The following is a 21,154-nucleotide window of genomic DNA, read 5'->3' on the forward strand; positions in this document are numbered from 1 at the left end:
GGGTTCCCGGAAGCAATGGGCTGCCCGTAAATTCCCTGTGACTGCATACAACGAGGGGGCGACGGTGGCGGAGCTACTGAGCGACGGGCGGGCACCGAGGGCACGGTTGCGCGAGCTTCTGGCCGCGCCGGAGCCGCTGATCGCGCCGGGCGCCTACGACGCGCTGTCGGCCCGGCTGGTCGAGCAGGCCGGGTTCGGCGCGGTGTACATGACCGGGTTCGGGACCACCGCCTCGCTCATCGGCCGGCCCGACGTCGGGCTGCTGACCGGCTCGGAGATGGTCGACAACGCGCGCCGGATCGTCTCGGCCGTCGACGTCCCGGTGATCGCCGACGCCGACACGGGGTACGGCAACGCGATCAACGTCGTCCGGACCGTGCAGCTGTACGAGCAGGCCGGGGTGGCCGCGCTGCAGCTGGAGGACCAGGTCTCGCCCAAGAGGTGCGGGCACATGTCCGGCAAGCAGGTCATCCCCACCGACGAGATGGTCGGCAAGATCCGCGCCGCGGTCGCCGCTCGTCGCGACCCCGACTTCCTGGTCATCGCGCGCACCGACGCGGTCGCCGTCTCGGGTGTGGACGACGCCGTCACCCGGGCCCGCGCCTTCGCCGAGGCCGGCGCGGACATCCTCTTCGTCGAGGCGCCGACGTCGGAGGACGACATCGCGCGCGTCGCCGGCGAGCTGCGCGACACCGCCCCGCTGCTGTTCAACTGGGCCGAGGGCGGCATGACCCCGGGGCTCAGCTACGAGCGCATCACCGAGCTCGGCTTCTCGCTGGTCCTCTACCCGATCGGCACGCTGCTCGCGGCGACGGCGGGCATCCGGTCGCTGCTGGACGTGCTGAAGCGCGACGGCGTGCCCACCGCGGCGCTGGACGCGGTCCCCTCCTTCGGCGAGTTCACCGACCTGGTGGGGCTGCCCGAGATCCAGCAGCTCGAGCAGCGGTTCCGCTGACCCGCCGCGCCGGGAGGGGGCTGACCACCCGCGTCCACCCGGCGCCGGTCAGCGGCCGGACCAGCGCGGCGCCCGCTTCTCCAGCCGTGCGGCGATGCCCTCCCGGCGATCCTCGCTGAGGTAGGGGTTGGGCCCGACGTCGAGCCGCAGCCCCTGCCAGAGCGGCAGCTCGAGGGCCTTGACCGCGGTCTCCTTCATCCGGCGCACCGAGATCGGCGCGTTGGCGGCGATCCGGTCGGCCAGCTCCAGCGCGGTGGGCAGCACGCGGTCGGCCTCGACCAGCCGGTTCACCAGGCCCCAGCGCTGCGCCTCCGTGGCGTCGATCGGGTCGCCGGTGAACAGCATCTCCAGCGCGATGCCGACCGGGATCCGCTTGGGCAGCACCACCGACCCGAAGTTGGCCCCCATGCCGATCGCGGCCTCCGGCAGGGCGAACCGAACCGCGGGTGAGGCGATCCGCAGGTCGCAGGCGAGCGCGAGCTCGAACCCACCGGCGACCGCCGGGCCGTTGAGCGCGGCGAGCACCGGCACCGGCGTCTCGGTGACCACCTCGAACAGCGACCGCCCCGGCCGGTTCATCGGCGGCCGGAACCGCTCGCCCCGCTCGTCGGCGGCGCGGATCTCCTTGAGGTCCAGCCCGGCGCAGAACGCCGGCCCCGTGCCGGTGAGGACGACCGCGCGCACCCCGTCCTCGACCACCCGCAGCAGCTCCTCCACGAGGTCGGCCTGCACCTCGGTGGAGAGGGCGTTGCGCCGCTCGGGGCGGTCGAGGGTGAGCACGCGGACGTGCCCGCGCTCCTCGACGAGCAGGCCGGAGTCGTGCCGTCGCGTCGCATCCATGACGCCGAACCTCCCCCGCCGTGCCGCCACCCGGCAACCCGGGCGCTGGCAGCTCCGAGTCGCCGCGCGCGCGATCGGCAGGACCGGCCCGGACCGGAACCGCCGCCCGGGCGCCGCAACTGTGATCCCCGGCAACGTCCGGGCTCTCCCGTCACACCCGCCCCACCCGTCGGGGACCATGGGCGGACCAGTCCGTCCGACCCGGTAGACAGGTGACATGGAGAGCCCTGCCGACATCCAGCTCGGTGATGTCGTCGCGCCGCCGACGGTGGTCTCCATCGAGCTGACCTCCACCCCGGTGCTCAGCTACGCGCTCGCGCACAACCGCATCCCGGTCGTGTCGCGCCTGGCGCTCACCTCCGGGAGCACGCTGCGCGGGGCGAGCGTCCGGCTCACCGTGCGCGACGCCGAGGGCCCGATCGCCCAGCCGGTCGAGCTGCTGGCCGACGTCGACGCCGGCCGCACCACCGTGCTCACCGGCATCGGGCTGGTCATGGACCCGGCGGCGATGCTGCACGTCGAGGAGCAGCGCCCCGGTGTGGTCGACGTCGAGGTGTGGCACGACGACGTGCTGGTCGGTGAGGCCACCGCCCCGGTGCAGGTGCTCGCCGCCAACCAGTGGCTGGCCAGCCCGCTGCCCCTGGCGCTGGAGATGCTCGCCGCGCACGTCATGCCCAACCACCCGGCGGTCACCGGGCTGGTCGCCGAGGCAGCCGGGCTGCTCGAGGAGCGCACCGGCAGCGGCGCCCTGGTCGGCTACGCGGCCACCGCCGAGCGGGTGGACGAGGTCGTCGCGGCGCTGGCCGAGGTGGTGCGCCGCCGCGGGGTCCGGCACTCCGAGCCGCCGCTGAGCTGGGCCGACCTCGGCCAGCAGGTGCGCTCCCCCGGCGACGTCCTCACCTGGCGCGTGGCCACGCCGCTGGACGCCGTCGTCCTCCTCGCCGCCGCGCTGGAGCAGGCCGGCATCCGGCCGCTGCTGTGGTTGGCCGAAGGCGCGGCGGGGGGCCGGGCCGGCGGGGCGCACGCCTTCCTCGGCTACTGGCGGGAGGAGCGCAGCTCCGAGTCCGCCGCCACCACCGACGCCGCGCCGCTGGCCAACCTGGTCGGCCTGGGGCTGATCGGCCTCGTCGAGACCACGCTGCTCACCCGCGGCGGCGAGCCGGCCGCCGACCTGCACACCCCGGCGCACGAGGGCTGGCTCTCCGGCGAGCTCGACCGCGTCCTCGGCGTCACCGACGTGCACCGCGCCCGGCGCGACGGCATCCTGCCGCTGCCCGCCCGCGCCCGGACGCCGGAGGGGCTGCTGCAGGTCGTCGAGTACCGCCCGGCCGAGCACAGCGCCCCCGCGCTCCCCGCACCGGCCGCGAGCGCGGCGCCGCAGCGCCCCGAGGCCCCGCCGCGGGTGCAGCAGTGGAAGAACGCGCTGCTCGACCTCAGCCTGCGCAACCGGCTGATCAACTACTCCGAGCGCGCCGGGCTGCCGCTGACCCTGCCCGCGAGCGCGCTGCCGATCCTGGACAACTTCCTCCACGACGGCACCCCGATCACCCTGCTGCCCGCTGACCAGCTGGCCGCCGTCCAGGCCGAGCGCGGGCTCACCGGCGCCGCGGAGCTGCCCGCCGAGCAGCTGACCGAGAAGCTCGTCGAGCGCCGGGAGGTGCACGCCGACGTCACCACCGGTGGGTACCTGCCGCGGCTGCGCAACCTGGCCTACCGCGCCAAGACCGTGCAGGAGGAGACGGGCGCCAACAACCTGTACCTGGCGCTGGGCTCGCTGGTGTGGGAGCTGGACGGCCGGCCGCTGCGCTCGCCGCTGCTGCTGGTGCCGGTCGTGCTGGCGCCGGTGGGGCGCACCGGCTCCTACCGGTTGTCGCTGGACGAGTCCGGCGCGAGCACCCCGAACTACTGCCTGCTGGAGAAGCTGCGCCAGGTGCACGGCCTCGTGGTGCCCGCGCTCACCGACACCGCGGAGAGCACCCCCGACCTGGAGCGCGCGCTGGAGGCGGTGCGGGTCGGGCTGGTCGGCCACGGCCTGCCCTTCCGGGTCGAGGCGACGGCCGACCTGGCGATCCTGCAGTTCGCCAAGTACCGGCTGTGGAAGGACCTCGACGAGCACTGGGACGACTTCACCGGCAACCCGCTGGTGCGCCACCTCGTGCACGAGCCGACCGAGCCCTTCCTCGACCCGGCCGTGGGTTCCGGCGCCCACGTCGACCTCGACGACCTCGCCGCCCGGCTGCCCGTCCCCGCCGACGCCTCCCAGCTGCGCGCGATCGCCGAGGCCTCGGCCGGGCGCACCTTCGTGCTGGAGGGCCCGCCCGGCACCGGCAAGTCGCAGACCATCACCAACCTGCTCACCCGTGCGGTCGCCGACGGCAAGCGGGTGCTCTTCGTCGCCGAGAAGCGCGCCGCGCTCGACGTCGTCGCCCGCCGGCTGGACGCCGTGGGCATGGGCATGTTCGCCCTCGACCTGCACGACAAGGGCTCCCGCGCGTCGATGGTGCGCGCGCAGATCCGGCTGGCGCTCGAGCACGCCGTCGCCGCGGACGAGCAGGGGCTGGCCGCGGACGGGGAGCGGTTGCGCTCGGCCCGCCGGCAGCTGGCCCGGTACGCCGACCGGCTGCACGCCGAGAACGCCGCCGGGCTGTCGCTGTACACCGCGCGGACCGCGGAGCTCACCGCCGGCACCGACGTCCCGGCCCTCCCGGTGCCGAAGCCCTTCGTGGCCAACGCCCCGGCCGAGGTGCTCACCGCGGTCCGCCGGGCGCTGGCCCTGCTGCCCGACATCGCCGACCTCACCCGGCCCTCGCCGCGGCACCCGTGGGCGTTCGTCGACTCCCCCGAGATCGACCTGCCGGCGGCCCGGGAGGCGGCGGCGGAGGTCGACGCGGCGGTCCGCGGGGCTGCGGGCTTTCCGGAGCTCGGCGGGGTGCTGCGGCACGCCCGCACCCCCGAGGACCTGGACGCGCTGGTCCACCTGCTGTCGGGGCCGCCGGTGGGTCTGGACGTGCTCGACGAGACCTTCAGCGGCCGCTGGACCACCGCCACCGGTGCGGTGCTCGGGGAGGTGGCCGCGTTCACCGCCTTCCGGCACCCGGGTCTCGACGTCGCCGGGCCGGAGGTGCTCGGGCTGCCGCTGGCGGAGGTCTACGTGCGCGCGCAGACGGCGGCGGCGTCGGGCTGGTGGGGCCGGCGCAAGCGGCTGGTCGCGGTCCGGGAGGAGCTGGCCGGCTGCCTGCGCCCGGGGGCCAAGGTGCGCCCCAAGGACGTCCCGGTGCTGGTGGAGAACCTGTGGCGGGTGCAGACGGCGGTGCAGGCGATCGCCGGGCGGGCCGCCTCGGTGCCCGGGCTGGCCGTCCCCGGGGCGTGGAACCCCTTCACCGACCCGGGGCTGCTCGAGCGCGAGGTGGAGTGGCTGCGCCGCGCCGGGGCCGCCGTCGACGGCTCGTCGGCCTTCCACGTGGCGCTGCGCAAGCTCATCGTCGCGGGCACGCCCGCCGCACCGGCGCCCGCCGCCGCCGTCGCCCGGCTGCGCGACGCCGTCGTCGCGCTGCTCGCCGTCTGCCGCAGCTCGTCGGACCAGCTCGCCGCCTGGGCCGGCGACGACGGCCTGGTGCTCCGCTGGTCGATGACCCGCCCCGAGCGCGGCGTCGAGAACTCGGTGCTCATGTCGCTGCGCCGCTGGGTCTCCTTCCTCGACACCCTGGAGCCGCTGCGCTACGCCGGGCTCTTCGACGCCCGCACCATGCTCATCACCGGCGAGGTCGCCGCCGACGACGCGGTGCGGGCGCTGGACCGCGGCCTGGCGACGGCGTCGGTGGCCGAGCGGCTGGACGCCACCGGCCTGGACCTCTTCGACGTCGAGGCCCACGAGACGGCGATCGTCCGCTTCACCGAGGCCTCGCGGGCGGTGCGCGCGCACCTGACCGAGGCGCTCCCGGCGTCGGTGCTCGCCGCCCGGCCCTTCGACGCCGCCATGGGCACCGGCCAGGTGGGCGCGCTGCAGCGGGAGCTGGCCAAGCAGCGCCGCGGGCTGGGCGTGCGGCAGCTGCTCGCCCGGTACGGCGAGCTGGTCACCGCCGTCATGCCGTGCGTGCTGGTGTCGCCGGACTCGGTGGCCCGCTTCTTCCCCGCGAAGGCCGGCCAGTTCGACCTGGTGGTGTTCGACGAGGCCTCGCAGATCCGGGTGGCCGACGCCATCGGCGCCCTGGGCCGGGCGAAGGCCGCGGTCGTCGTCGGCGACTCCAAGCAGATGCCGCCGACGTCGTTCCTCGAGCCGACGGCGCCCGCGGGCGACGACTCGGTGGAGGTCGTGGAGACCGCGGTCGAGGACGAGGAGTCGATCCTCGGCGAGTGCGTCCAGGCGCGGGTGCCGCGGCACTGGCTCTCCTGGCACTACCGGAGCCAGGACGAGTCGCTCATCGCCTTCTCCAACGCGCAGTACTACGACAACCGGCTCTCCTCCTTCCCGGCGCCCACCCACGGGCGCGCCTCGGCCGAGGCCGACGGCCGCGGCGTCTCGCTGGTGCGGGTCCCCGGCACGTTCCACCGCTCCGGGGCCGGCCGGCTGCTGCGCACCAACCCGATCGAGGCCAAGGCGATCGTCGCCGAGATCCGCCGCCGGTTCGACGCGGTGCCGCAGTGGGACGGCATCGACGCCGTGCCCTCGATCGGCGTGGTGACCTTCAACGCCCAGCAGCGCTCCTACATCGAGGCGCTGCTGCGCGACGCCGACGACGACCGGCTGGCCGCCGCGCTGGACCGCACCGACGGCGAGGGGCTCTTCGTCAAGAACCTGGAGAACGTGCAGGGCGACGAGCGCGACGTCGTCTTCTTCTCCACCGGTTTCTCCCCCACCGCCGACGGCACGCTGCCGCTGAACTTCGGCCCGCTCAACCGGCAGGGCGGCGAGCGGCGGCTGAACGTGGCGATCACCCGGGCCCGCCGCCAGGTCGTCGTCTTCTCCTCGTTCGACCCCGCCCAGCTGCGGGCCGAGGAGACCTCCTCGGTGGGCATCAAGCACCTGCGGGCCTACCTCGACCTGGCCGAGCAGGGCACCGACGTGCTGCCGCGCTCGCCGCGGTCGGCCGCCGTCGTCGACCGGCACCGCGAGCAGATCGCCGCCGGGCTGCGCGAGCGCGGGCTGGTGGTGCGGACCGACGTCGGGCTGTCGGAGTTCCGCGTCGACCTGTCGGTGAGCCGGTCCGCCGACCCGGCGACCCCGCTGATGGCCGTGCTGCTGGACGGGCCGGCCTGGGCGCGCCGCGGCACCGTCGGCGACCGCGACGGCCTGCCGCCGGAGGTGCTCGGCGACATGCTGCGCTGGCCGGTCGTGCAGCGGGTGTGGCTCCCGGCGTGGCTGGCCGACCCGGCGTCGGTCCTCGACCGGCTGGTGGCGGCGGTGGACGCCGCGCCGGCGCCGAGCCGGGTGGCCGTGGCGCCGGTGCCGCTGCCGACGGCCGCGGTGGAGTCGTTCAAGGGCGTGGCGGCGCTGCGCTCGTCGGTGACGTCGATGGCGGTGCCCGCGGTGACCGCGGTGACCGCCCGCCCCGCGCCGAAGCCGGCGGCCGCCGCGAAGCCCGCGGCCACCCCCGTGCTGGAGGGCGAGACGCCGTTCGTCCCGTGGATCCCGAAGACGGCGGGCGAGAAGTCCGTGCTCGACGAGCTGCCCGTGTCCAAGGCCGCCCGGGCGGTGCGGCGGGTGCTGGTCGCCGGCATCAAGGCCGAGGGACCCATCCACGTCGACCGGCTGGCCAAGCTCACCGTCGGCGCGTTCGGCCTCAACCGGGCGACCGAGGCGCGCAAGCAGGTGCTGCTCTCGCTGCTGCCGCCCTCGGCGGTCGACGGCGACCACCTGTGGCCCGAGGGGGTCGACCGGACCACCTGGACCGGGTTCCGCCGCCAGGTGTCGAGCACCGACCGGCCGATCGAGCACGTGGCCCCGGAGGAGATCGCCAACGCCATGGCGGCGCTGTGCCGCGCCGCGGCCGGGATGCGGCGTGAGGAGCTGCTGACCGCGACCGCCACGGTGTTCGGCTACAAGCGGCGGGCCGCGTCGGCGACGCCGGTGCTGGAGAAGGCGCTGGCCGCGGCGCTGGACGTCGGCCGGCTCCGCGAGTCCGCGGACGGCCTGCTCACGGGCTGACCGGTTCGCGTCGGGGCCGGTTCACAGCGGGCTCCGCGGCGAGGACAGTGGGGGGCGCGGCGATGCCGCAGGGGCGTCGCCTGAGCCGAGAGGAGTGGGTGGCATGTACGCCCGGTCCACCACGCTGAGCAACGTCCGCGACATGGACGACGGGATCGCCTACGTCCGGGACACCGTGATGCCCGCCGTCGAGGGGATGAGCGGCTGCGTCGGCCTGTCGATGATCTGCGACCGGCCGGGCGCCCGGTGCATCGTCACGACGGCGTGGGCCGACGACAGCGCCATGCACGCCAGCGCCGAGAGCGTCCGCGACATGCGGAACCACGCCGCGGAGATCTTCGGGGCCGTGGCCGAGGTGGACGAGTGGGAGATCGCGCTGCTGCACCGCCGCAGCGAGGCACCCGACGGCGCCTGCACGCGGGTCACCTGGACCCGCGGGGACCCGGCGCAGACCGACCGCTCGGTGGACGCGGTGCGGACGGGTGTGCTGCCGCGCCTGGACGAGCTGCCGGGCTTCTGCAGCATGAGCCTGCTGGTCGACCGGCGGAGCGGGCTGGGTGCGCTGGCCGCCACGTACGCCAGCCGGCACGACATGGAGGCCTCGGCCGAGACGGTGCGCGGCATGCGGGAGCAGATCACCCGGGAGCTCGGCATGGAGGTCACCGGGATGGCCGAGTTCGACCTGGTGCTGGCCCACCTGCGGGTGCCCGAGACGGTGTGATCCCGGGCTGCCGGAGGGTCCGGCGCCGGGCGGCAGCACCCCCCGCCGCGCTCTGCCTCTGAGTGCACGGGCACTCAGAGGCAGAGGTTCCGCAGGGAGCCCCCACCGGGCCGGGACCCTCCCGGGCGCTCACCTCGGCCGCAGTAGCGCTCTGCCCCGCCGGCGTGGGCACAGCGCGAGCGCACCACACACCTGCCCCTGGCGCAGTAGCCCTCTGCCCCGCCGGAGTGGGCAGAGCGCTACGTCCCCCGGGTGCTGTCCGGTCCTGCGTCAGGGCGGCAGACCGCGCCGCACCGCACCACACCGCACCGCACCGCACCGCCATCAGCGCAGGGTGACCGCGCCCGTCCGCACCGGCACCAGCTCCACCCAGGTCGTGCCGGGCGCGAGGAGCACCGGGGCGCCGTCCGGCCCGGTCAGCGCCACCGGGTCCCCCACCGCCCCCTTGGCCCAGGTGGCGGCCAGCGTCCTCCCACCGGTCGCCACCAGCGCCTCTCCCCCGCCGACCATCACCGTCTCCGGCACCGGGTTCCCCGCGGGGTCGGTGGCGGCGGTGTCCACCACCTCGACCCGCAGCACCACGACGTTGGTGGCCCGCAGCGGTGTGCCGTCCGCCTCCACCGCGGGGACGCCGGCCTCGGCCCGTACCCACCGGCCGTCGGGTGGGCTCCACGTCCAGCTCGGCCGGCTGATGCCCGAGAGCCTCAGGTCCACCACGCCGGTGGGCGCACCGGCGAGGACGGCGCTGGCCTGCCCCCCGTCGGGCGCGAGCAGGAACTGTCCGGGCGGCGCTGCCAGGTGCGCCTGGTCGGCCTGGGCCAGCAGCGCGTGCGGGTCGGCGTAGACGTCGTGCGGCGCCGAGCGGCCGGCCAGCCGGTGGAACCCGTCGGCGCCGCGGTCGCGGCTGACCACCTGCAGGCCCGCCGCGGCGATCGCGTCGACGTAGGGCCCCTGCCCGCCCGAGAACGCGAACACGCCGCGCAGCGGGGCGGCGATCGCCGGGTCCATCGGCCGCACCGAGCGCACCGGCCCGATCTCCCCCGGCACGGTGGAGTGGTAGACGGCGACGAACCGCGGGATGCCGCCCTCGACGACCTGCTCCCACACCACGTCGGCGGCGTTCAGGCCGGTCTGCGGGCGGGCGTCCACCGAGTTCTCGATCTTCACCGCGAGGGCCGGCCGCTCCGCGTACGCGCCGCCGCTGTCGACGCCGGTGAGCGGCCACAGCACCGGCGGCGGAGGAGGTGGCGGCGGGGCAGGCGTCGTCGTCGTCGGTGCCGCGGCCGGGGCGGCGGGGCCGGCGCACGCGGTCAACGCGACCGCGGCGAGCAGCGCAGCCGCCAGCCGGCGACCCCGGCGGCGCCGGGCACGGGCGGCGGTCGGCGGCACTGGCGGCTCCCCGGTCGGTGGGACGACCACCGGGCGGGCGGTCGTCCGCGAACGCTAGAGCGTGAGCGCGGTCGTCCGCACCGCGCCGCACCGCCGCGGACGGGATCGTGTCGCGGCCGTGACCCGCCTCAGGTGCGGGCGAGCGCCAGCAGGGTGACGTCGTCGGTGCGCGGCGGGTCCAGGGCGGCGAGCACCGCGTCGGCCAGCGCCTGCGGCGTGACCGGGCCACCGGCGACGGCGGCCCGCAGGTCGTCCAGGCCGGCGCTCAGCCCTCCGCGGCCGCGCTCGACGAGCCCGTCGCTGACCAGCAGCAGGCGGTCGTCGCCGGCGAGGGTCAGCCGGATCTCCCGGTAGCCGGCGGCGTCCAGCAGGCCGAGCGCCGGACCACGGCCCTCGTGCAGGTACTCGGTCGCACCGGCGGTGGCGTGCAGCACCGGCAGGTGCCCGGCGTTGGCGATCACCACCTCCCCGGTGGCCGGGTCGAGCTCGGCGACGACAGCGGTGGCGAGCTCACCGGGCAGCAGCGCCCCGATCACCTCGTTGAGCCCGTCCAGCGCGGCGGCCGGCCCGGCGGCGCGCAGCAGGTGGGCGCGCAGCGCGTGCCGGAGCTGCGCCGTGATGGCCGCGGCGGCCAGCCCGTGCCCGGCGACGTCCCCCAGCACGACCGACACCCGCCCGCCGGGCAGCGGCACCAGGTCGTACCAGTCACCGCCGACGACGTCGTCCGCGCTGGGCAGGTACCGGGCGGCCAGGTCGACCCCGGGCACCTCCGGCAGCTGCTCGAGCAGGAGGGTGCGCTGCAGCGCGGTGGCCAGCCGGTTGTCCTCCGTCGCCCGGTTGGCCGCGGTCTCGGTGAGCAGGGCGGCCAGGCTGCGCGCCGCCGCCACCTCGTGGTCGAGCCACGGCTGCGACCGCTCGCGCACCGTCTCGCTCCACGCGTCGAAGGACCGGCGCGGGCTCAGCCGCGGGCCCGCGTCGGTCTGCGCCGTCTTGGACGTGTACGGGTTGCCGCCCCAGGTGATCTCCCGGAGCGTCTCCGGCCGGAACCAGGCGAGGTAGTCGCCGCGGCCACCGGCCACCTCGGCGACGAGCACGCCGCTGGCGGTGGCGGCGAGGTCGGCCGCGGCCGGGAGGACCCGGCTGACCGCATCGGTGGCGCGGACCCCTGCTGCCAGCAGGTCGCGGACCAGCGGGCCGACCCGCTCGGCCGGGGGCGTCGTCCCCGCCAGGTGCAGCTGGCCGCCGAGCCGCACCGCGACGCCCGCGGCCGGCACCAGGCCCAGCGCGGTGACCTCGCCGTCGGTGAGCGCGGCGGCGAGGCCGCGCGGGGTGCGGCCGACGACCGCGGCGAGCTCGGCCTGGCGCTGCGCCACCTCGACGACGCCGCCCTGGTCACCGGCGACGACCTTGGTGGGGAGCAGCAGCGAGGCGGTGCGGCCCAGGAACTCCGCAGCGGTGCGGTCGGTGTAGGAGGGCCGGTGCGGGCCGGCGTAGTGGTGGCAGGCGATGAGCCCCCACAGCTTCCCGCGGTCGACCAGCGAGATCGACATGGAGGCCCGCACCCCCATGTTGGCCAGGTACTCCAGGTGCACCGGCGAGACGCTGCGCAGCATGGCGCCGGAGAGGTCGAGGGGGCGCCTGCCGACCGTCGCGGGCTCCAGCGGCACCGGCCGGTAACCGGCGTCCGGGATCAGCCGCATCCAGTTGGTCTCGTACAGCGCGCGCGCCTGGGCCGGGATGTCGCTGGCCGGGAACCAGAGGCCGAGGAACGGCTCGAGGTCCGCGCGCCGGTCCTCGGCGATGACCTCACCGTTCCACTCCGGGTCGAACCGGTAGACCATCACCCGGTCGAAGCCGGTGAGCGCGCGGACGTCGCGGGCGAGGACGGCGGAGAGCTCGTCGAGCGTCGCGCTGGCCGCCAGCCGCTGCAGCACGGTCGGGAGCCGGCGGTGCCAGGCGGTGCCGGCCTCCTCCGCACCCCGCACCGGCTCCCACTCGGTGACCAGGAGCCCGTCGGCCCGGTGCACCACCAGGTCGACCTCTCCCCCCGCCGCGCGCACCCGCACCCGCAGCGGGTTGAGCTCGGCGAGGTCGCCGGCGAGCCCGGCCCGCAGCCGCCCGGCGTCGGCGGGGTCGAGCAGCTCGTCGAGGCCGCGGCCGGCGACCGGGCCACCGAACAGGTCGGCGGCGTTGCCGGAGGCGACGACGACCGCGAGGTCGGGCTCGCGCACCGCCAGCAGGACCCCGTGGGGCTGCACGGCGCCGGGGACGGCGATCGGCTCGTCGGCGCAGCGCGCCAGCGCCTCGTCGTCGACGGTGGGCGCCGGGCCGGCTGCGGGGCTGGTCACCCCGGCGACGTTACGTGGCGTCGCGGTTGACGGCGGGGCTGGGCACCTCGCCGGCGGAGTTCACGATGGGCACCACGGCGCCGAGCTCGAGCAGGTCGATCGGCAGCCGGACCGGCCGGTTGCTCCTCGGGGCGACCACGTGCAGCTCCGCGCCCGCGGCGGCGGCCTTGCGGGCGACGGCGATGAGGGTCCGCGCGCCCGAGGAGTCCAGGAAGACCGTCGGCGTCAGGTCCACCACGATGCCCGCGGGACCGGCGCTCAGCAGCGCCTCGGCGGCCTCCGCCAGCTGCGGGGACGTCGCGAGGTCCAGCTCACCCCGTACGGTGAGGGCCGGACGCCCGGCGACCGTCGTACGTTCCACGTCGAAGTGCACCGTTCACCTCCCTCAGCGCGTCGTGCCGGTCGTCCGAGGGTAGGCCACCGTGCAGGAGGAGGCTGAACGGCCATGAACATCGACTTCAGCGTGCGCCTGCCGACGGACGCGCACAGCGTGCCGCTGGTGCGCGGGCTGCTGCGGCAGGCGCTGGAGCACCTGGCCGTCCCGCAGGCGGTGATCGACGAGATCGTGCTGGCGCTGACCGAGGCCTGCGCGAACGTCGTCGACCACGCCGCCGAGCACGATGCCTACCAGGTCGATGTCTCGATCGACGACGACACGTGCCGGATCAGCGTGGTCGACGACGGCGAGGGGTTCGACCCGGCGACCGCCGCGGACGCCCCCGCCTCCCCGCTGGACGACCGGGGCCGGGGCCTGGTGCTCATGCGCGCGCTGGTCGACCAGCTGCAGTTCGTGCAGGACGACGACGGCCGGCACCGGGTGACCTTCGAGAAGCGGCTGGTCACCCAGCCGCACCTGCGGCTGCTCGACCCGCGCTGATCTCCCCCCGGGCCGGTCAGCCCCGGACGGGGATGCGGTGCGGGGCCACCAGCTCGGCCAGCGCCTGCCCCCACCGGCGGGCGCGGTCCTCCTCGCCGTCGGCCAGCGGACCGGCGACGTCGGTGACCAGGAAGTGCTCGGCGGGTGCGGCCAGCGTGGCGCCCAGCCGGCGCAGCAGCTTCTCCTCGGTGCGCGCGGCGTGGTCGAGCGCGGTGACCAGCACCGGGTGGTCCATGCGGGTGTCGAAGGCCGCCGCCTGGATGCCGCGCGGCAGGCGGACGGCGTCCAGCCACTCGTGCAGGCCGAAGGTGACGTCCGGGATCACCGCCGCGTGGTCCCGGACGGCGCCCTCGCGGGTGGATGGGCGGGGCATGCCGAACGCGTGCGTCGGGCCGCCGACCACGAGCAGGGACAGGTCGGCCGGTACCAGCATCGGCGCCTCGCGCGCGCAGGCGACGTCGACCTGGAGCCGGCTGCACAGCCCGTGGGCCACGGCCATGGCGACCCGCCGCGCGTCGCCGAACACCGACTCGTAGACGACCAGGGCTCCGGCCACCGACCTCACCGCCTCAAGGGAGGGCGACCACGCTAGGCCCGAGCGCGCCCCGTGGGGCAGATCACGCACCAGACCGTGACCGCCTGCACCGGCCCGGGGGCGTGTCGTCGACGATGGGCGGTGTGAGCGGTACTCCTCGCGACGGCGCGTCGCCCGACGACTTCTCCACCGCGGTGCGGGAGGCGGGACGCCGGCTCGCCGGGGTGGCCGAGCGGACGCCGCTGCAGCGCAACGCCCGCCTCTCCGGGCTCACCGGAGCCGACGTCTGGCTCAAGCGTGAGGACCTGCAGGTCGGCCGCTCCTACAAGATCCGCGGCGCCTACAACACCATCGCCGGGCTGGACGGCGGCGCCCGCGCGGCCGGCGTGGTGTGCGCCAGCGCCGGCAACCACGGGCAGGGGGTGGCCTACGCCTGCCGTGCCCTGCAGGTGCGCGGGCGGGTCTACGTGCCCGGGACGACGCCGCGGCAGAAGCGCGAGCGGATCACCGCGCTCGGCGGCGACATGGTGACCCTGGTCGTCGTCGGCGACTCCTACGACGAGGCCGCCGCCGCGGCCGCGGACGACGCCGCCACGACCGGGGCGACGCTGGTGCCGGCCTTCGACGCGCTGAGCACCGTGACCGGGCAGGCGACGGTGGCGGTCGAGGTGCTCGAGCAGCTGGGGTGCGCGCCGGACGTCGTCGTCCTGCCGGTGGGCGGGGGCGGGCTTCTCGCGGGGTGCGGCACGTGGCTGCGCCGGCACTCCCCCGGCACCCGGCTGGTCGGCGTGGAGCCGGCGGGGGCGGCGGGCATGGCGGCGGCGCTGGCCGCCGGGGAGCCGGTGGAGCTCGCCGAGCTCGACACCTTCGTCGACGGCGCGGCCGTGCGGCGGGTGGGCGTGGTGACGCTCCCCCTGGTGCGCGACTCCGGCGCGGAGCTGCTGACCGTGCCCGAGGGCCAGATCTGCACCGAGATGCTCGACCTCTACCAGGCCGACGGGATCATCGCCGAGCCCGCGGGCGCGCTCTCGCCGGCGGCGGTCAGCGGCGGGCTGGTCGGGGTCGAGCCCGGGCAGACCGTCGTGTGCCTGCTCTCCGGCGGCAACAACGACGTCAGCCGGTACGCCGAGGTGATCGAGCGCTCGCTGGTGCACCGCGGGCTGAAGCACTACTTCCTGGTGGAGTTCCCCCAGGAGCCGGGGGCGCTGCGCCGCTTCCTCGACGAGGTGCTCGGCCCGGACGACGACATCGTGCTGTTCGAGTACGTGAAGCGGGACAACCGCGAGACCGGTGCCGCGCTCACCGGCATCGAGCTGGGCGACGCGGGCGGCCTGCCGGCGCTGCTGGCCCGGTGCGAGGCCAGCCCGCTGCGCATCCAGCTGGTGGCCCCGGGGACCACCGCCTACCGCTTCCTCGTCTAGCTACCCGACGCCGGCCGGCCCACCCGCAGGCCCGAGCGGACGAGGACGTCGTCGACCAGCAGCAACCGCAGCGTCACGCCGCCCCCGCCAGCGGCAGGGTGGCGCTGAGCTCGTGCCCCGGTCACCCGGGCTGGATGACCCGGATGGGGGCGCCGCCCATCCAGGCCGCGACGTCCTCCACCGACTCGCGGTAGAAGACCTCGTAGGTGCCGCGGGTGACGTAGCCCAGGTGCGGGGTGAGCACCGCCCGGCGCAGCTCGCGCAGCGGGTGGTCGCGCGGCAGCGGCTCGGCGTCGTAGACGTCGAGCCCGGCGCCGGCGATGGCGCCGCGGCGCAGCACGTCGACCAGCGCCGCCTCGTCGACGATCGGGCCGCGGCTGGTGTTCACCAGCACCGCGGTGTGCTTCATCAGCGCGAGGTCGTCGGCGCCGATCAGCCCGCGGGTGCGCCTGGACAGCAGCAGGTGGACCGTGACGACGTCGGAGGTCGCGAAGAGCTCGTCGCGCTCGACCCGGCGCACCCCGGCCTCGGCGGCGCGCTCGTCGGTGAGGTTCTGGCTCCACGCGACGACGTCCATGCCGAACGCCTGCCCGATGCGGGCCACCTGCGCCCCGATGCGGCCCAGGCCGACCACGCCGAGCCGGGCGCCGTGCAGGTCGCCGCCGACCGTGGTCTGCCACCCGCCGGCGCGCATCGCCGCGTCCTCCTGCGGCAGGTGGCGGAGGGCGGCCAGCGCCAGGGCCCAGGTGAGCTCCACGGTGGAGGTCGCCGGGGCGGCGGTGCCGCAGACGGTGATGCCCAGCTCGGCGGCCGCGGCGACGTCGATGGACTTGTTGCGCATGCCGGTGGTCACCAGCAGCCGCAGGTCGGGCAGCCGCTCGAGGACGGCGCGGTCGAACCGGGTGCGCTCGCGCATGGCCAGGACGACGTCGAACCCGCGCAGCCGTGCGACCAGCGCGTCCGGGCCGGCGGCGGTGTCGTGGAACTCGACGACCTCCGCCGGCCCGGGTAGCAGCGACCAGTCGCAGTACTCGGCGGCAGCGGACTGGTAGTCGTCCAGGACGGCGATGCGGGGCACGTCCGGAAGGTCTACCGGATGCTCAGGCCCGGGGCCCGGTGGCGACGGCGCGGGTCAGCGCGGCTTGGGCCCCTTGCGCTTGTTCGTGAAGCTGGAGATCGCGCTCTTGATCTTCTGCTGGTTCTGCGGCTTGCGGGCCTCGTCCGCAACCTTCTTGGCCATGCCACCCTTGGCGAGCTTGCTCATGATTCCCATGCGGGGGTGGGTGCCCGCTGGGGCCGCGTCCATGCGTCGGCGGCCGGAGCTGTTCCGGCAGCGTCATGACGCCGGCCGCGGCTCCTCGTCGGCGTCCGCACCGGCACCGGGATCGCGGGCGAGCAGGTAGGTGGCCACGCCGAGGACGACCCCGGCGAGCGCGGAGAGCACGACGATCGCCGGCGTGCCGACGTCGCCCAGGACGGCGGTGAGCAGGTCCCGCGAGCGGGAGGTCGGGTCGGCGAGGACCACCCCGACGAAGACGGCGACCAGCACCCCGGCCCCGGCGGCGGCGACGTGCGCGAGCCGCCCGCTGAACCCCATGCGGTCGCTGACGCTGCGGGCGGCCTTCACGATGCGGCCGGCGCGCAGGATGCGCAGCGCCCCGACGGTGCGGACCAGCCGGAGGACCTGCACCGGGCCGAGGGCGAACACGACGGCGACGACCACCGCGGCGGTGAGCGCGAGCAGCCCGAGGTGGCCGCGGATCCAGGCGCGCTTGTCCTCGGCGACGGCCAGCAGGATGACGGTCTCGGCGACCAGCACCAGGCCGCTGAGCAGGTCGACGACGTGCCCCGCGGTGCCGAGCGTGCCCTCGGCGACGGTGAGGAACATCGCCGGGACCGAGGCCAGCGCCGCGACGAGGACCGGGAGGGCCAGCCGCTCCTGCCAGCGCTCCTCGCGGGTCTTCCCCGGGGCCCCGGAGGCGGATCGCCGAACGGGAGCGACCCCCGCCCGCGAGGTGTCGGCCTCGGGGTCGGGGGTCGCTCCGCGGCTGCGCACGGTGCGCCGGCGGGGTCAGCGGACGGCGCCGCGACCCTTGCCGCCGCCCGCGCCGCCGCTCTTGTTCTGGAAGTCCGCGATGAGCTTCTTGATCTTCGCCTGGTTCTCCGGCTTCTTCGCCTCCTGGAAGATCTTGGCCGCCACCCCGGACGCGATCAGCTTCCGCATCATTCCCATGTCTGCCTCCTCGTCGTCGCACCGGCGCACGCCGGTGCCTCTCGCCGTCCTCCGTGCCCCGGTGCGCCGCCGGTCAACCACACGACCGGGTGGCTCACCAGGTGTCGACGTGCGGGCGCACCCGCCCCGCCGGCCGCGGTGCGGCCGCCGCCTCGCGGGTGAGGGTAGCGATCCAGCGCCGGGTGCCGGCGGGGTCGATGACGTCGTCGATCTCCCAGTGGGCGGCGACGTTGAGCCCGCGACCGTTCTCGTAGGCGGCGGCGACGGCGGCCTGGTAGGCGGCCTCGCGCTCGGCGTCGTCCTCGATGGCGGCGAGCTCCCGGCGCATGCCCAGCCGCACCGCGCCCTCCAGGCCCATCGGGCCGAACTCGCTGGTGGGCCAGCCGACGGTGAACCGCGGCACCTTGGTGCTGCCGCCGGCCATCGCCTGCGCGCCGAGCCCGTAGGCCTTGCGGAGGACGACGGTCCCCATCGGCACCGACAGGTTGGCGCCGATGACGAACAGCCGGGAGAAGTGGCGCACGGTCGCCGTCTTCTCCGACTCGGGCCCGACCATGAAGCCCGGGGTGTCGCAGAGCGAGAGCACCGGCAGCCCGTGGGCGTCGCACAGCTGCAGGAAGCGGGCGGCCTTGTCGGCGGCGTCGGCGTCGATGGCGCCGCCGAGGTGGGTGGGCACGTTGGCGATGACGCCGAGCGGCGCGCCCTCGACCCGGGCCAGCGCGGTGACCATGCCGGCGCCCCAGCCGTCGCGGAGCTCGAGCACGCTGCCCTCGTCGGCCAGCGCGGACAGCACCGCCCGCACGTCGTACACGCGCTTGCGGTTCTCCGGCACCAAATGGCGCAGCAGCCGCTGGTCGGGTGCGGTCCAGTCGTCGACCGGGCCGGCGAAGTAGGAGAGGTACTGCCGGGCCGCGGCGACGGCGGCGGCGTCGTCGGCGACGCGGACGTCGACGACGCCGTTGGCGTGCTGGACGTCGATCGGCCCGATCTCCTCGGGTGCGACGACACCCAGGCCGCCGCCCTCGATCATCGCCGGGCCACCCATGCCGATGGTCGCGTCCTCGGTGGCGATGACGACGTCGCAGGTGCCCAGCAGCGCGGCGTTGCCGGCGAAGCAGCGGCCGCTGGCGATGCCGACGGTGGGCACCAGGCCCGAGAGCCGGCCGAAGAGGTGGAAGGCGGCGGTGTCGAGGGCGGAGACGACCGGGTGGTCGACGTCGCCGGGCCGCCCGCCCCCACCCTCGGCGAAGAGGACGACGGGCAGCCGCCGCTTCTCGGCGAGCTCGAACAGCCGGTCCTTCTTCAGGTGCCCGCGCATGCCCTGGGTGCCGGCCAGCACGGTGTAGTCGTAGGAGACGACGACGGCGGGGTGCCCGGCGATGTCGGCCAGCCCGCCGACGACGCCGTCGGCCGGGGTCCGCTCCTGCAGCTCCTCGCGGCTGCGGCGGCGTTCCTGCGCGGCGAAGACCAGCGGCCCGTACTCCAGGAAGCTGCCCTCGTCGACGAGGTCGGCGAGGTTCTCCCGCGCGGTGCGCCGGCCCTGGGCGTGCCGCTTGGCGACGGCGTCGGCGCGGTGCTCGTCCAGGCCGATCTCGTGGCGGCGGCGAACCTCGGCCAGGTCGGGGCGGTCGGCGTCCGGGTCGGGCGCGGCGACGTCGGCTGCGACGTCGCCGTCGGCGTGCGCCACCTCGGCCAGCAGCTGCCCCTCGCGCACGGTGTCGCCCACCCGCACCGCGACGCGCCGCACGGTCCCGCCGGCCGGCAGCGCGACGACGTGCTCCATCTTCATCGCCTCGAGGACGACGACCGCCGCCCCGGGCTCGAGCGTCGCGCCGTCCGCCGCCTCGATCGCGACGACGGTGCCGGGGACCGGCGCGCGCAACCCCTCGCCCACCTCGCCCACCTCGGCCGCCGGCGCACCGCTGCCCACCAGCTCGGCGAGGTGGTCCTCGACGAAGGTGGTGGTCGCACCGGCGGCGCCGGGGTGGGCGAGCAGGGCGCGGAGGAAGGCGGTGCTGGTCGGGACGCCGTCGACCCGCACCTCGCCGAGCGCCCGGTGCAGGTGGCGGAAGGCGTCGGGGAGCGAGCCGGAGCGCTCGTGCACGACCACCTTGGCCAGCAGCGGGTCGTAGCGGGGGCTCTGCTCGGCGCCCGGGCGGGCAGCGGTGTCGACGCGCACGCCCGGGCCGCCGGGGAGCGCGAGGGCGGTGATCGTGCCGGCGGAGGGGACGGCGCCGGCGGCGGTGAGCGTCTCGGCGACGACCCGCGCCTGCACCGCGGTGCCGACCGGCCGCGGCGCGCCGTCGGCCAGCCCGAGGTCGGTCAGCGTGGCGCCGGCGGCGACCCGCAGCTGCAGCCGCACCAGGTCCAGGCCCAGCGTCTCCTCGGTGACGGTGTGCTCGACCTGCAGGCGCGGGTTGCACTCGAGGAAGACGAAGCGGCCGGGGTCGTCGGCCGGGACGAGGAACTCCACGGTCGCCAGCCCCCGGAAGCCGGTGCCGACGACGGTGCGCGCTGCCTCGGCCAGCTCGGTGCGGACGCCGGCGGGCAGCGCGGGCGCGGGGGCGATCTCGACGACCTTCTGCCGGTTGCGCTGCAGCGAGCAGTCGCGGTCGCCGAGGGCGATCACGCTCCCCCGGCCGTCGCCGATCAGCTGCACCTCGACATGGCGGGCCCGCTCGACCAGCTCCTCGGCGAGCACCTCGGCGTTGCCGAAGGCGACGTGCGCCTCGCGCTGGACGGCGTCGAGCGCGGCGGCGACGTCGTCCCCCGGGCGGAGCATCCGCGTGGCCCGGCCGCCACCGCCGAAGCGTGCCTTGAGCATGACCGCGCCGACCTCGTCGAGGAGTCTCGCCACCGCGGCGGCGTCGCCGTCGGCCGCGCGCGGGACGGGCACGCCGGCCCCTGCGGCCCGGGTGCGGGTCAGCGCCTTGTCGCCGAGGACGGCCAGGTCCTCGGCAGCCGGCCCGACGACGGTGAGCCCGGCCTCCGCGCAGGCCCGGGCGAGGTGGGGGGTCTCGGAGAGGAAGCCGTAGCCGGGATGGACGAAGGTGCAGCCGGTGGCGAGGGCGGCTGCCACGATCGCGGCGGGGTCGAGGTAGGCGGCCGGCCCGCTGGCGGGGAGGACGTGCGCCTCATCGGCGGCGGCGAGGTGGGGCGCGTCGGGTTCGTCGGCGGCCGTGACGGCGACGGAGGCCCAGCCCTCGGCGGCGGCGGCGCGGGCGATGCGGACGGCGATCTCGCCGCGGTTGGCGATCAGCAGACGGGCCACCCGGCGATGCTGCCATGCACGGTCGCCGCGCTGTGGTGCCGGTCACCGTGGAGGTCGCTGCGGCCCGTCCTCCGCACGGCTACAGGTTCCCCCGGGCGAGTCGCGCTCTGCCCCGCCGGGGTGGGCAGAGACCTAGCGAGCGACCGACCCTTCCCGAGTTCGGTCGCGCTCTGCCCCGCCGGGGTGGGCAGAGACCTAGCGAGCGACCGACCCTTCCCGAGCTCGGTCGCGCTCTGCCCCGCCGCCGTGGGCAGAGACCTAGCGAGTGAGTGACTCCCCCCGAGCTCAGTCGCGCTCTGCCCCGCCGCCGTGGGCAGAGAGCTAGCTGTACTGACCGGAGACGTTGGTCGAGGAGCTGTGACTCCGGGATCTGACTGAGGGATCTTGTGAGGGGAGGACCTCCGGGCGTGGAGTGGAGC

The 21,154-nt window shown here is 76.0% G+C and carries 15 protein-coding genes; 5 read left to right on the forward strand and 10 right to left on the reverse strand.

Annotation, left to right across the window (positions count from 1 at the left end; genetic code table 11):
* Positions 1 to 106: 106 nt before the first annotated feature.
* On the forward strand, positions 107 to 955 hold the full coding sequence (locus tag E9565_RS10980) for an oxaloacetate decarboxylase (RefSeq protein WP_236827496.1): 849 nt from the start codon (positions 107 to 109) through the stop codon (positions 953 to 955).
* A 48-nt stretch (positions 956 to 1,003) separates the two neighbouring features.
* On the opposite strand, the gene E9565_RS10985 is transcribed toward E9565_RS10980, so the two are convergent.
* Entirely contained in the window at positions 1,004 to 1,795 is a 792-nt protein-coding gene (locus E9565_RS10985; protein WP_236827498.1) for an enoyl-CoA hydratase/isomerase family protein, read from the reverse strand.
* Between the two features lie 217 nt (positions 1,796 to 2,012).
* Here E9565_RS10985 and E9565_RS10990 point away from each other — a divergent pair, with 217 nt between their 5' ends.
* Together E9565_RS10990 and E9565_RS10995 are read left to right on the forward strand one after the other, a co-directional pair.
* Positions 2,013 to 7,940 (forward strand): DUF4011 domain-containing protein, encoded by a 5,928-nt coding sequence (locus E9565_RS10990; protein ID WP_236827500.1) that lies wholly within the window; start codon positions 2,013 to 2,015, stop codon positions 7,938 to 7,940.
* 103 nt (positions 7,941 to 8,043) lie between these two features.
* Positions 8,044 to 8,661: a hypothetical protein gene (locus E9565_RS10995; RefSeq protein ID WP_236827501.1), complete on the forward strand. Its 618-nt coding sequence runs from the start codon at positions 8,044 to 8,046 to the stop codon at positions 8,659 to 8,661.
* Positions 8,662 to 8,985: 324 nt separating this feature from the next.
* Here the strand turns inward: E9565_RS10995 and E9565_RS11000 are convergent, their stop codons facing one another.
* From E9565_RS11000 to E9565_RS11010, 3 genes are all read right to left on the reverse strand, one after another.
* The gene (locus E9565_RS11000; RefSeq protein WP_236827502.1) at positions 8,986 to 10,050 is read right to left on the reverse strand and encodes a DUF3048 domain-containing protein; all 1,065 of its coding nucleotides are present in this window, start codon (positions 10,048 to 10,050) and stop codon (positions 8,986 to 8,988) included.
* A gap of 128 nt (positions 10,051 to 10,178) precedes the next feature.
* Positions 10,179 to 12,398, reverse strand: coding sequence for a SpoIIE family protein phosphatase (locus tag E9565_RS11005; RefSeq protein WP_236835072.1), 2,220 nt, complete (start codon positions 12,396 to 12,398; stop codon positions 10,179 to 10,181).
* 10 nt (positions 12,399 to 12,408) lie between these two features.
* Positions 12,409 to 12,759, reverse strand: a complete 351-nt coding sequence (locus tag E9565_RS11010; RefSeq protein ID WP_236827506.1) for an STAS domain-containing protein — start codon at positions 12,757 to 12,759, stop codon at positions 12,409 to 12,411.
* A gap of 84 nt (positions 12,760 to 12,843) precedes the next feature.
* Here E9565_RS11010 and E9565_RS11015 point away from each other — a divergent pair, with 84 nt between their 5' ends.
* Positions 12,844 to 13,275 carry an ATP-binding protein gene (locus tag E9565_RS11015; protein ID WP_236827508.1) on the forward strand — a complete coding sequence of 144 codons (432 nt, stop codon included), beginning with the start codon at positions 12,844 to 12,846 and terminating at the stop codon, positions 13,273 to 13,275.
* Positions 13,276 to 13,291: 16 nt separating this feature from the next.
* Here the strand turns inward: E9565_RS11015 and E9565_RS11020 are convergent, their stop codons facing one another.
* Positions 13,292 to 13,831 carry a hypothetical protein gene (locus E9565_RS11020; RefSeq protein ID WP_236827510.1) on the reverse strand — a complete coding sequence of 180 codons (540 nt, stop codon included), beginning with the start codon at positions 13,829 to 13,831 and terminating at the stop codon, positions 13,292 to 13,294.
* 122 nt (positions 13,832 to 13,953) lie between these two features.
* Here E9565_RS11020 and ilvA point away from each other — a divergent pair, with 122 nt between their 5' ends.
* On the forward strand, positions 13,954 to 15,231 hold the full coding sequence (gene ilvA, locus E9565_RS11025) for a threonine ammonia-lyase IlvA (RefSeq protein ID WP_236835074.1): 1,278 nt from the start codon (positions 13,954 to 13,956) through the stop codon (positions 15,229 to 15,231).
* A 121-nt stretch (positions 15,232 to 15,352) separates the two neighbouring features.
* Here ilvA and E9565_RS11030 read toward each other — a convergent pair whose 3' ends face one another.
* The 5 genes from E9565_RS11030 to E9565_RS11050 all read right to left on the reverse strand — a co-directional run bounded on the left by E9565_RS11030 (position 15,353) and on the right by E9565_RS11050 (position 20,735).
* On the reverse strand, positions 15,353 to 16,309 hold the full coding sequence (locus E9565_RS11030) for a D-2-hydroxyacid dehydrogenase family protein (protein WP_236827513.1): 957 nt from the start codon (positions 16,307 to 16,309) through the stop codon (positions 15,353 to 15,355).
* Positions 16,310 to 16,363: 54 nt separating this feature from the next.
* Positions 16,364 to 16,504 (reverse strand): hypothetical protein, encoded by a 141-nt coding sequence (locus tag E9565_RS11035; RefSeq protein ID WP_236835076.1) that lies wholly within the window; start codon positions 16,502 to 16,504, stop codon positions 16,364 to 16,366.
* Between the two features lie 63 nt (positions 16,505 to 16,567).
* Complete coding sequence (locus E9565_RS11040) at positions 16,568 to 17,287, reverse strand: hypothetical protein (protein ID WP_236827514.1); 720 nt, start codon at positions 17,285 to 17,287, stop codon at positions 16,568 to 16,570.
* A 15-nt stretch (positions 17,288 to 17,302) separates the two neighbouring features.
* Positions 17,303 to 17,464, reverse strand: coding sequence for a hypothetical protein (locus E9565_RS11045; protein ID WP_236827516.1), 162 nt, complete (start codon positions 17,462 to 17,464; stop codon positions 17,303 to 17,305).
* Positions 17,465 to 17,558: 94 nt separating this feature from the next.
* Positions 17,559 to 20,735, reverse strand: a complete 3,177-nt coding sequence (locus E9565_RS11050) for a carboxyl transferase domain-containing protein (RefSeq protein ID WP_236827517.1) — start codon at positions 20,733 to 20,735, stop codon at positions 17,559 to 17,561.
* Positions 20,736 to 21,154 lie beyond the last annotated feature (419 nt).

It is taken from the genome of Blastococcus sp. KM273129, from assembly GCF_021698995.1.
In the GTDB taxonomy this organism is placed as follows: Bacteria; Actinomycetota; Actinomycetes; order Mycobacteriales; family Geodermatophilaceae; genus Blastococcus.